Source organism: Schnuerera sp. (genome assembly GCF_035459645.1).
Taxonomy (GTDB): domain Bacteria; phylum Bacillota; class Clostridia; order Tissierellales; family Tepidimicrobiaceae; genus Schnuerera.
This window is the reverse complement of the sequence record NZ_DATHXO010000188.1, coordinates 1-11,201: the sequence shown is the minus strand read 5'-3', so window position 1 is coordinate 11,201 and position 11,201 is coordinate 1. Positions and strand designations below refer to the sequence as shown.

At 30.1% G+C, this 11,201-nt stretch carries 11 protein-coding genes; 9 read left to right on the top strand and 2 right to left on the bottom strand.

The window, feature by feature from the left end; translation table 11 throughout:
- Positions 1-667: 667 nt before the first annotated feature.
- Positions 668-1,282, top strand: coding sequence for a LysE/ArgO family amino acid transporter (locus VK998_RS04580; protein WP_325225995.1), 615 nt, complete (start codon positions 668-670; stop codon positions 1,280-1,282).
- 25 nt (positions 1,283-1,307) lie between these two features.
- Complete coding sequence (locus tag VK998_RS04575) at positions 1,308-1,727, top strand: PPC domain-containing DNA-binding protein (RefSeq protein ID WP_325225993.1); 420 nt, start codon at positions 1,308-1,310, stop codon at positions 1,725-1,727.
- Positions 1,728-1,800: 73 nt separating this feature from the next.
- Here the strand turns inward: VK998_RS04575 and VK998_RS04570 are convergent, their stop codons facing one another.
- Positions 1,801-2,460 carry a hypothetical protein gene (locus VK998_RS04570; RefSeq protein WP_325225990.1) on the bottom strand — a complete coding sequence of 220 codons (660 nt, stop codon included), beginning with the start codon at positions 2,458-2,460 and terminating at the stop codon, positions 1,801-1,803.
- 249 nt (positions 2,461-2,709) lie between these two features.
- Here VK998_RS04570 and VK998_RS04565 point away from each other — a divergent pair, with 249 nt between their 5' ends.
- The 4 genes from VK998_RS04565 (at position 2,710) to VK998_RS04550 (ending at position 6,342) form a co-directional block, all read left to right on the top strand.
- Positions 2,710-3,456 carry a copper homeostasis protein CutC gene (locus VK998_RS04565; protein ID WP_325225988.1) on the top strand — a complete coding sequence of 249 codons (747 nt, stop codon included), beginning with the start codon at positions 2,710-2,712 and terminating at the stop codon, positions 3,454-3,456.
- A gap of 172 nt (positions 3,457-3,628) precedes the next feature.
- Positions 3,629-4,198: a DUF4342 domain-containing protein gene (locus tag VK998_RS04560; protein WP_325225985.1), complete on the top strand. Its 570-nt coding sequence runs from the start codon at positions 3,629-3,631 to the stop codon at positions 4,196-4,198.
- The gene (locus VK998_RS04555; protein WP_325225983.1) at positions 4,176-4,859 is read left to right on the top strand and encodes a response regulator transcription factor; all 684 of its coding nucleotides are present in this window, start codon (positions 4,176-4,178) and stop codon (positions 4,857-4,859) included. Before VK998_RS04560 ends, VK998_RS04555 begins: the two co-directional genes overlap by 23 nt.
- Positions 4,852-6,342, top strand: coding sequence for a sensor histidine kinase (locus tag VK998_RS04550; RefSeq protein WP_325225980.1), 1,491 nt, complete (start codon positions 4,852-4,854; stop codon positions 6,340-6,342). Before VK998_RS04555 ends, VK998_RS04550 begins: the two co-directional genes overlap by 8 nt.
- 69 nt (positions 6,343-6,411) lie before the next feature.
- Here VK998_RS04550 and VK998_RS04545 read toward each other — a convergent pair whose 3' ends face one another.
- A complete protein-coding gene (locus VK998_RS04545; protein ID WP_325225979.1) occupies positions 6,412-6,612 on the bottom strand; it encodes a DUF1657 domain-containing protein in 201 nt (66 codons plus the stop codon).
- 191 nt (positions 6,613-6,803) lie between these two features.
- Between VK998_RS04545 and VK998_RS04540 the strand changes: the two genes are divergently transcribed.
- From VK998_RS04540 to VK998_RS04530, 3 genes are all read left to right on the top strand, one after another.
- Positions 6,804-7,871 (top strand): mandelate racemase/muconate lactonizing enzyme family protein, encoded by a 1,068-nt coding sequence (locus VK998_RS04540; RefSeq protein WP_325225977.1) that lies wholly within the window; start codon positions 6,804-6,806, stop codon positions 7,869-7,871.
- Positions 7,872-8,004: 133 nt separating this feature from the next.
- On the top strand, positions 8,005-9,165 hold the full coding sequence (locus VK998_RS04535) for a DUF819 family protein (protein ID WP_325225976.1): 1,161 nt from the start codon (positions 8,005-8,007) through the stop codon (positions 9,163-9,165).
- A gap of 14 nt (positions 9,166-9,179) precedes the next feature.
- The coding region (locus tag VK998_RS04530) for a CocE/NonD family hydrolase (RefSeq protein ID WP_325225973.1) at positions 9,180-11,201 on the top strand (2,022 nt) is incomplete at its 3' end.

Below are 11,201 nucleotides of genomic sequence, written 5' to 3'. Positions count from 1 at the left end.
AGATTCGATAGGTTTCTAGACTACCTATAAGGAATTGAAACCTAGCTTTACTTGTTTTGTCAGTTTATCATAGTTAATCGTTTCTAGACTACCTATAAGGAATTGAAACACAACTTCCTTGTACTTATCATCTTTTTTAATTAACGTTTCTAGACTACCTATAAGGAATTGAAACTAAATCCCAAGGTCTAACCCCAGTACTCATATCTGCGTTTCTAGACTACCTATAAGGAATTGAAACTCCACTCCATTTTTATCTAGAATAGTCAAACAGATTTTAAAAAAAGCATAAATTATTGCAAAGAGTTCGTTAATTAATTTCCTCATGAAAGTGAAAATATTATCCATAATATGAAATGTGCTATTGCAGAATCATATGCAAGAATAGGCGATTATGAACAGGCAGAACCAGAATAAAAAAATTATTTGATAACTATTCAGATAAAAAAGTGCTAAATTTGTCATTCTGAGCGTTAGCGAAGAATCTATAAAGGAGACAAAACAAGATCCTTCACCTTCGGTTCAGGATGACAATCTAACTTTTCTGGCAGTTTCTGAATTTACTACACTGTTTTTATTGATTATCTATTTCTTGATAGCCCTTTTTTAAGTGAAAGGAATTATTATATGATATAATAGATGAAATAAAAGGTAAAGGGGAAAACATATGGGTTATCTATTACAGGGATTAATGTTAGGATTTGGATATGTAGCACCTATAGGGATGCAAAACTTATATGTGATAAACTCAGCTATAAGAGGAAGTAGACGAAAGGCCTATAGTGTAGCTTTTACAACAATATTTTTCGACATCACTTTGGCTTTAGCTTGTTTTTTTGGAATTGGATTATTATTAAATAAAATACCTTTATTAAAAGGAATTATAGTATTAGTAGGAAGTGTAGTGGTAATCTATATAGGTTATAGTATTATAAAATCTTCTCCAGATATAGATACAGATATAGAATTAGAAAAGTCCTATTTAAATATTCTAAGAGATACCTTTGCTGTAACTTGGTTAAACCCTCAAGCGATTATAGATGGGTCTTTATTATTAGGTGGCTATCATGCCTATATACCTGATGGGATGAGCAAATATTTCATATTAGGATTTTGTCTGGCTTCATTTTTGTGGTTTTTTTCGTTATCGACAATAGTATCTATATTTCAAAAAAGAATAAATAAGAATTTCATTAAATGGATTAATATTATCTGTGGAATAATAATTATATTCTTTGGTTTTAGGTTAGGATTGTCGTTTTTAAAGGAATTTTTCTTTTAAAATATATATAAAGGAAGGGATAAATATGGAATTTAAAAAAATTGGGAGTAAATATGTTGTTAGATTAGAAAAAGGTGAAGAAGTTGTGGAATCTATTAAAGCCTTATGTGAAAAAGAAGAAATTAAACTAGGTACTATTACTGGTATTGGAGCTGTAAATAAGGCAGTGATAGGTTTATTTGAAACTAGTACTAAGGAATACCATTCAAAAGAGTTAACTGGAGATATGGAAATTACAAGCCTTTTGGGAAATATATCTCAAATGGATGGAGAAGTCTATCTTCATCTTCATATTACCTTAGCAGATCATAATTATAATGTACATGGGGGCCATTTAACTTCAGCAGTAATTAGTGCTACTGGTGAGATAATAATAGATACAATAGAGGGCGTAGTAGACAGAGAATTTGATGAGGAAGTAGGGTTAAATCTTTTTAAGTTTTAGTTCAAGACTATAATTAAATATTTAAAGTAGTTTTAAATATAATAGGAACCTTAAAAAGGTTCCTAAGCTCGTTTTAATCCATATATTCTTTAACTTTTTTCATTAATTGACTTCTTCTTGTTTCTTTTAGTGAATTATAATATTCATTTAAATCTTTAATGATAGAAGTATCATGATTATTCGCTTTCAATTGTTTTTCCATTTCCTTTAATAAAGAATTAAAATTTTTATCACTTTCTTTTTCTAGTTTGCTACCTATATCTAAATATTTATTGGCAAGTTTTACTTTAGATGTTTTACCGGACTTATATTCTTCGTATCCAGATTGTATTAAACTATCCAATTTAGCCTCGTAATCTTCTTGCATTGATAGAAGTTTTTCATTATATTGGTTGACTATATTATAAAAAGAGGTATTATCAATTTTGCCGACAGAATCACTATTATTATCAGAAATTTCTACTTCATCTTTTGCTGATTTGTCTTCAGAATTTTTTTCTAAATTTTCTGGGACATCAGTATCGTCTTTTTCTTTGATTATTTTATCTATAGGATTTTCTTTTACTTCTATACTTTTTTCATTTGAAAGTTCTTCGTAATTTTCTTTATGAACTTTATTATAACTAGTTAGCATATTAAACATGAACTTTAATTTTCCAAGGTTTAAAACTACTATAATAAATACTAAAACTAAAACAGATAATACTATGTATTTAATTCTTTTATTTTTCAAGCTAATCACCTCTTAACAAATACTCTACTAATTATACCATAGTACAATTGGAACATTAAAGTATGTTTTATATATATTATTATAACTATTGATATATAGTTTGGACAATTTCCTACCGATTTAGTAAAATGGTAATTAGCAAGAAGTTATTATTTTAATTTATTATTTAAATATTATATAAAAACATGGGAAAACAAAATATGAAGTTGCAACTAAAGAATTATATTAAATATGAATGGGAGAGATATAATGGAAAAAATTGTTGAAATATGCTGTGGTAGCTTAGAAGATGCTTTAATTTCACAAAAAGCTGGAGCAGACCGTATAGAGCTTAATAGTGCTATGCACTTAGGAGGATTGACTCCTTCTATGGGAACTATAAAATTAGTATCAGAAAAATGTCATATTCCTATTATAGTAATGGCAAGACCTCGTCCAGGTGGTTTTTATTATAATGATTATGAATTTCAGACTATGTTAGCCGATATAAAATCTATGATGGATTTTAATATTAAAGGAATTGCATTTGGATGCTTAGATGAAGATGGAAGCATAGATAAAGATAAAAGCAGCATGATAATAGATATTATTCATAAATATAATAAAGAAGCAGTTTTTCATAGAGCTTTTGATTGCGTCAAAGATCCTTATGAAGCTATGGATATATTAATTGACTTGGGAGTAAAGAGGGTTTTAACTAGTGGGCTAAAACCCAAAGCAGTAGAAGGAGTAGACTTATTGGCTAAACTTCAAAACAAATATGGAGATAAAATTGAAATATTAGCTGGTAGTGGTGTTAATGCATCTAATTGTACATATTTAATTAATGAAACTGGTATCTCTCAATATCATAGTTCATGTAAATCATGGAGAACAGACTTAACTACAATAAGCAATGTATCCTTTGCTTATGCAGAAGCCCCTCATGAAAAGGATTATGATATAGTAAGTTACGATGAAATAATTAAATTTGTAAAAGCAGTAAAAGAGAGGTAAATAGTTACCTTTTTATTAATCACATCCAATTGCTAAGAAAACTTCCATATGATATAATGGTAAAAAAATCCAAGGATGTTTTAAATTTTAATCAAATTTTAATCTTTCTTAAATCCTTTTCAAAGTTTCTGTTGTTATAATGAGATCACATTAAATAACAGGAGGTTTTATTATGGTTACTTTGGAACAAGTTGAAGAATTACGTCAGAGGGCAAATATTTCTTATGATGAGGCAAAGGCTGCTCTTGAAGAAACCAATGGGGATATGCTTGAAGCAATCATCAATCTTGAAAAACAGAATCGCATTAAACCACCTAAAGGTGGAGGTTATTACAGTTCTAAGAATTCACAACAAGATAGAAGAAATGAACAGCATAGTGGAAGCAATAGTAGCAAAGAAAATGACGGTGCATCCTTTGGAGAACTATTAGGTAAGTTTTTTAGATGGGCAGGCAAAATAATAAATAAAGGTAATAAGAACCACTTGGAAGTTATTAAAGACGGAGATAAGATAATGGCAATACCAGTAACTGTATTGGCAGTTCTTCTACTATTTATGTTTTGGATTACAATTCCACTTATGATTGTAGGACTATTTTTTGGCTATAAATATATATTCAGTGGTCCGGATTTAGGAAAGGAAAATGTAAACCGTGCCATGGATTCAGTTGCTGATGTGGCTGAGAATTTAAAAAATGAAGTTAAAGGTGAGAAATCCGATGGAAAGAATTCTGATAATTGAAGATGAAGAAAAAATAGCACGTTTTATAGAATTAGAACTCAAATATGAAGGGTATGAAGTGGAAAAGGCTTTTAATGGAAGAGATGGGCTGGAACTTGCTAGAACCCAGCCCTTTGACCTTATACTATTGGATATAATGTTACCAAAATTAAATGGAATTGAAGTTCTAAGAAGAATTCGACAATTCTCTGATTTGCCTATTATACTTCTTACTGCCAGAGATGCTGTAGTAGATAAGGTTACAGGTCTTGATGGAGGTGCTGATGATTACATTACCAAACCCTTTGCAATAGAGGAGTTGTTAGCTCGAATTAGGGTAGCTCTTAGGAAAAGGGAAAATAGCAATATGTCAGAATCATCCTCTGAACTTGGACTTGGACCATTACATTTAGAACCTTTGAAGAGGGAAGTACATATTTATGATACTTTAGTACATTTAACGAAACGTGAATTTGATTTATTACATTATCTATTAGAAAACAAAAACATAGTTTTAAGTCGCCAAACCATACTTGAACAAATTTGGGGATATGATTTTTCAGGTGGAACCAATGCAGTTGATGTATATATTAGGTATCTTCGTGCAAAAATTGAAGAACCCTTTGGATTAAAAATAATTTATACTGTTCGGGGAGTGGGGTATGTAATCAAAGATGAGTAAAAAAAATGCACCTCCAACTAATATAACCAATAAAATACGTTCATCTCTTGTTATTAAACTCAATGTAGGAATGTTAGGGAGAATACTTTCTGGATTTTTGATAATAAATCTCCTTATTATTCTAATGAGTTTTTTTGTTGTTTTATGGAAAACTGAGGAAGGGATCCAAGAGATAATTGAGATAATAGAACGGAATCCTGATAATTTATATTTTATGAACTATGGAAGTAAAAATCATGAAATATTGATAGGTGAAGAACTTTCAAAGGGTGTTAAGCTTCCTGGTAGTATACAAAAGAACTTACCTGTAGAAATAGATGATGCTATACGAAATATAAGTATTCCTCAGCAATTTAAGGAAATGAAGTTCTTAGAAAGAATATATTTAGTAAAGTATACTATTGGGTTTTCTGTTGATGGAATATATTATCAAATAATATATTCTTTAGGCTCTAACTTGAAATTATTTTTTTATTTATTTTTTATAATACTGATCTTTGAGTTGATAATATTAATTAGAAATATAAAAAAAGGCTCTAGAATGATAAGGAGAACTCTTAAACCTTTATCTGATTTAACAGAAAAAGCTAAAAACCTTAATGCAGAGGTGTCTTATAAAGCTGATGGGACCTATATCAAAGATTTAGCAGGAGCAATTAGTAATATTGATGCTAATAGACTAGATAGCCGTATATCTGTTGATAGTTCTCAAAATGAGCTTAAAGATTTAGCTTCTGCTATAAATGATATGTTAAACCGTATTAACGATTCTTATCAATCTCAGGTTCGTTTTGTTTCTGATGCCTCTCATGAGTTAAGAACCCCTATATCCGTTATACAAGGATATGCAAATCTTCTTGACCGTTGGGGGAAAAAGGATGAGAATACACTGGAAGAATCAATTCATGCAATTAAAACGGAGACAGAAAATATGAAAGATTTAGTAGAGCAACTTCTTTTCCTAGCAAGAGGAGACAATGAAACTATTAAGCTTCATAAGGAAGTATTAGATGCTTGCGAAGTAGTAGATGAGGTTGTACGAGAAACCCAAATGATTGACGATAGCCATAATTTTGAAATTGATTTAGATAGGCCATCTTATATTGATGTAGATAGACAGCTTTTTAAACAAGCTATTAGGATATTAGTGGATAATAGTGTAAAATACACACCTAATGGGAAGAAAATCATATTGAGAGTAGTTAATAAAGATAAAGACATTCATATTGTTGTTCAAGATAGTGGTATAGGAATAGATGCTGAGGATTTACCTTATATATTTGATCGCTTTTATCGTTCTGATGAATCTAGGGCAAGAAAAACAGGAGGTTCAGGTTTAGGATTATCAATAGCAAAATGGATAATTGAACGTCACGGTGCCAATTTTGAAATATTGAGTAGAATAGATGTAGGTACTCGTATAACCATTATTTTCCCTGTAGTTGAAAGCATATATACTAAATCTATAGTTTCAAATGATTAATGATGGATATGGATATTAACTTTGATAAAAAAGGAGAACAAGGAAACACTTACTTGTTCTCCTTTTTTATTAGCTATTAAGAGGGTTGTTTTCATTTAAATAATTTAATCTATCGTTTAGAAATTGAATATGTCTATCTACTTCAGAACTCATTTGTTCAAAGGTTTGCTTTGTTTGTTGATCTTCTGTAGATTGAGCCATTAAAGAATAACTGCCTTTTGCTGCTTCGCAAGAAGCTATTGCTTTTTGCAAATCACTTTGTACAGTCATTTTTTCACCATCCTTTCCAAATTAGATTATCCAAAAGGAAACACTATAATTCATTGAAAATATTTGAAAAAATTTTAGGTATACTTAACTATTTTATATTGACTAAAATTTTAAATAGTGTTAATATTTTATATATACTATAATTTTCAATAAATTTTAGTATATATAAAATTATATTAGGAGGATCGATTATGAAAATTATTGACTTGAAGTTTGAAAAAATTAAAATCAAATTAAAGAAACCATTTGTAGTAGCATTAGGAACTGTAGAATATTGTGAAACGGTTATTGTAAAGATAATTACAGATGAAGGTTATTATGGTTTTGGAGAAGGAGCACCATTTTCACCTGTTACTGGAGAAACCCTAGATACTGTTTTATTAACTTTAAAAGATTTTAAAAATTTATTAATTGGTCAAGATCCTTTGGCTATAGAAAAAATACATCATATTATGGATAGAGCAATTATAGGAAATACTGCTGCAAAAGCTGCTATTGATATTGCTCTCCATGATATCAAAGGGAAAGTAATGAATGCACCACTTTATAAAATTCTTGGAGGTTTTGATAATAAAGTTGAAACAGATATGACTATAGGAATATCATCTCCAAAAGAAATGGCAGAAGATGCAAAAGAAAAAGTACAACTAGGTTTTAAAATATTAAAAATAAAAGCAGGTATATCCCCTGAAGAAGATATAGAAGCTATAAGACTTATAAGGGAAGCAGTAGGGGAGAATATAAGAATCAGAATGGATGCTAATCAAGGTTGGAACGTAAATGAAGCTATCAGAGTATCTAAAGCTCTAGAAAAATATAATGTAGAAGCTATAGAACAAGCTTTACCATATTGGAATTTAGATGGAGCTGCTATTCTTAGAAAAAAAACTAATATAAAAGTAATGCTTGATGAAGCAATTCATAATTCTAATGATGCTTTAAAGGCAGTTAAAAAAGAAGCTGGAGATATATTGAACATAAAATTAATGAAAAGTGGCGGTATTTATCCAGCAGAAAAAATCAATGCTGTTGGCGAAGCTGCAGGTATCAATTGTATGCTAGGATGTATGCTTGAAACAAGAGTTGCCATAACAGCTGCAGCAAGTTTGGTTGCAGCAAAGAAAAATATTACCGAGGCTGATTTAGATTCATTTATGTATTGTCAAGAATCAGATTTAATAAAGGGAGGATTTAAAAGAGAAGGTGGTCTTATTACATTACTAGATAAACCTGGATTAGGAATTGAAGTTAATATGTAATTATATTTATTGTAAAACTTTGCAACGAGAGAAAAGCATAATCAAATTGAAATAAAGTGCTTAAAAAATAAGATTTGAGTGTCAAATATATTTTTTTCTTTGACATTAATTTAATTAATAAGGAGGAGTTTAGATGGAAGCTTTATTTACAAGTACCCCCGCTTTACTTGCAATAATATCTATTATGATTGCAAGTGCACTTTATCTACAAAGATTTAAACTTTTTAAAAGCTTAGGACCAGCATTAACAGTAATTATTTTAGGAATTGTACTTTCGAATTTTAAAATTGTTCCAGTCAGTACAGAGATCTATGGAACAATAATGTATTATGCTATACCGGTAGCTATTGCAATAATGCTCCTTGGTGTAGATTTAAAATCTTTGTTAAAGATGTCAAAAGAACCTTTAATAACAGTAGTTCTTGCAGTATTCAGTGTTTGTTTTGTAGCTTTTTTAGCAGGACTTATTTTTGCTCCTAAAATTGATGAAGGATGGAAAGTTGCAGGAATGTTTGTAGGAACATATACTGGTGGCAGTAGTCAATTAAATGCTATTGCAGCAGGGCTTGAAGCTAGTAGCAAAACTATAGCAGCAGCTAATGCAGCTGATTATGTTATAGGGATGCCTTCCATGATTTTATTATTTGCAGCACCTGCATTTTTAAAAAAATCAAAAACTTTTCAAAAGCATTGGCCATATTCAGTACCTGAAAATGAATTAATTTCAGGAGATGATACAGCTTTAATGGATGAAAAGAAATGGAGTATTAAAGACATAGCTTGGATGTTAGCAATAGGTTTTGGAGTAACTGCTATATCAACATATTTATCTAGTTTTATTCCTGGTTCTTTTAGTAGTGCAGTTAGAATATTACTCATAACTACAATTGCTGTAATAATAGCACAATTTAAACCAGTTCAACAACTTAAAGGGAATCTAGATTTGGGCTTGTATTTAGGATTACTTTTTTTATCTATTGTAGGTTTTGCAGTAGACTTAAGAGAATTCTTTGGTTCTACCCTTGCTATTAGTTTATTCTGTTTTATAGTAGTAATTGGAAGCTTACTTTTACATTTTGCATTAACAAGATTGTTTAAGATAAGATATCAATATGTGCTTCTAGGAATTATAGCTGCAATTGGAGATGGTCCTACATCAGCTTTAGTAGCTTCATCAGCAAATTGGAATTCTTTAGTAAGTGTGGCAGTAGTTATGGGAGTTATAGGTGGATTACTAGGGAATTATGCAGGAATATCAGTTGCATATGCAATTAAAGCAGTACTTGGCATGTAAGGAGGGATGTAAGTTTGAGAAAATTTGCTTTGTATCAATCAGGTATTTGTTATGGTTTTCTCTATTTTGATGGTTCTAATGTATTTCATGAGAAGCTTAATCCATTTAATAATGAATTTGAAGAATTAAAAGAATTATCAGAAGAAGATTATATATTTTATAACGATTTTACAAAAATTGATATGAAATTGTTAAACGAAAGATTTTCAATCTATGAAGATATATTTGTAAATTGTAACAAAAATAAAATAGAAACGCCTTTTGGAGAAAGATATTCCAGATATAATGGTATTTGGGTTCAAAGAGACAAAAAATTTCCTTTGGATATGATAGTTGCTGATAATAAAATAGTAGGAATTAATTGCTCTGCTAGAGAATGGTGTACTTGCCTAGTAGAGGAAGGTTATGAATTAAACACTTCACTTAAGATATGGAAAGAAAATTATGCAGATGAAAAAATATATCCAGTGGAATTCTTAGAAAAATTTATGGTAGAAATGCGAGATGGTGTAAAGCTTTCAACAAATGTTTTTTTACCTAAAGGATTAAATGAAAAATTACCTGTTATTTTAGTAAGAACACCTTATGGTAAAGAACTTTTTTTACAACATCATTTGAAATATGTTCAAAGAGGATATGCCCTTGTAATTCAAGATGTAAGAGGTAGAAATGAATCAGAAGGTAGATGGTTACCAATGTATTATGAAGCAGATGATGGGGATGATACAGCAAACTGGATTGCCAATCAATCTTGGTGTAACCAAAAAATAGGCATGATAGGTGGCTCTTATGGTGGTTATGTACAATGGGCTCTTGCATCTACAGGGAATCCTTATTTAAAATCTATGATAAGCATAGTAACAGCAGGAGGACCATTTACAGATATGCCTAGAAAAGGTGGAGCTTTTGTTTCAGGGATGTTAGCATGGGCATTTTCTGTATCACAAAGAAAATTCAAACCAGAATTAATGGCACGTGATGATTGGACTGAAGTTCTAAATATAAGACCTTTTGCAAATATTGCTCCAAAAGCTTTAGGTTACCCTGTTGAATTCTTAGACTACTGGTTAAATAGAGATTCTTATGATGAGTACTGGGAAAAAACTGACTGGTTTGCTAAGAAAAATAATATAAAAAAAGATATAGCTATTATGATTGTATCAGGTTGGTATGATGATAATGGTATGGGTACAACGGAAGCGTTAGATGTAACTAAAGACTTTCCAAAAGAAAACAAAAAAGTAATATTAGGACCTTGGATGCATAGTGGTAACTCTATAAGAGATCTACATGGCGTACCATTTGGAGACAATGCACTGCGTTATGATTTAGACTATAATTATTTAGCATGGTTTGATTGTCACCTAAAGGATGTAAAAAATAAAATAAATGAAGGAGCTGTAGTAGAATATTATACGGTTGGTACTAATGAATGGAAAACTTCTTCTAATTGGCCTTTGCCTAATACTAAATATACAGATATGTATTTAGATAGTTGCGGTAATGCAAATACTTCTTCTGGTGATGGGAAATTATCATTTCAAGCTGTGAAAGAAAATAAAAAGGATACCTATGTTTATGATCCTAAAAACCCAGCATTGCACCTTATAGATGTTTCTGAAAATGAAGTGTCTGTACCAGAAAATTATAAGGATGAAGAGAAAAGAAAAGATATTCTATGTTATACTTCGAAACCATTAGAAGAAGATTTGACTATAACTGGTGATATAATAGCTGAATTTTATGCTTCAAGTAGTGCTGTAGATACTGACTGGGTTGTACGGGTTCTTGATGTCGATGAAGAAGGTAATTCTATAAAATTAGTAGATGGGATTTTGACTGCAAAATATAGAAATGATTTTGCAAAATTAGAACTTATGGAACCTGGTGAAGTATATAAATTCATTATAAGAACTTCAAAAATATCTAATAATTTCAAAAAAGGACATAGAATAAGATTTACAATAACATCAAGTGCTAAAAATTATATATTCCCTCATAGCAATACTGAAGAAGCTTATGATAATGTTAAAATG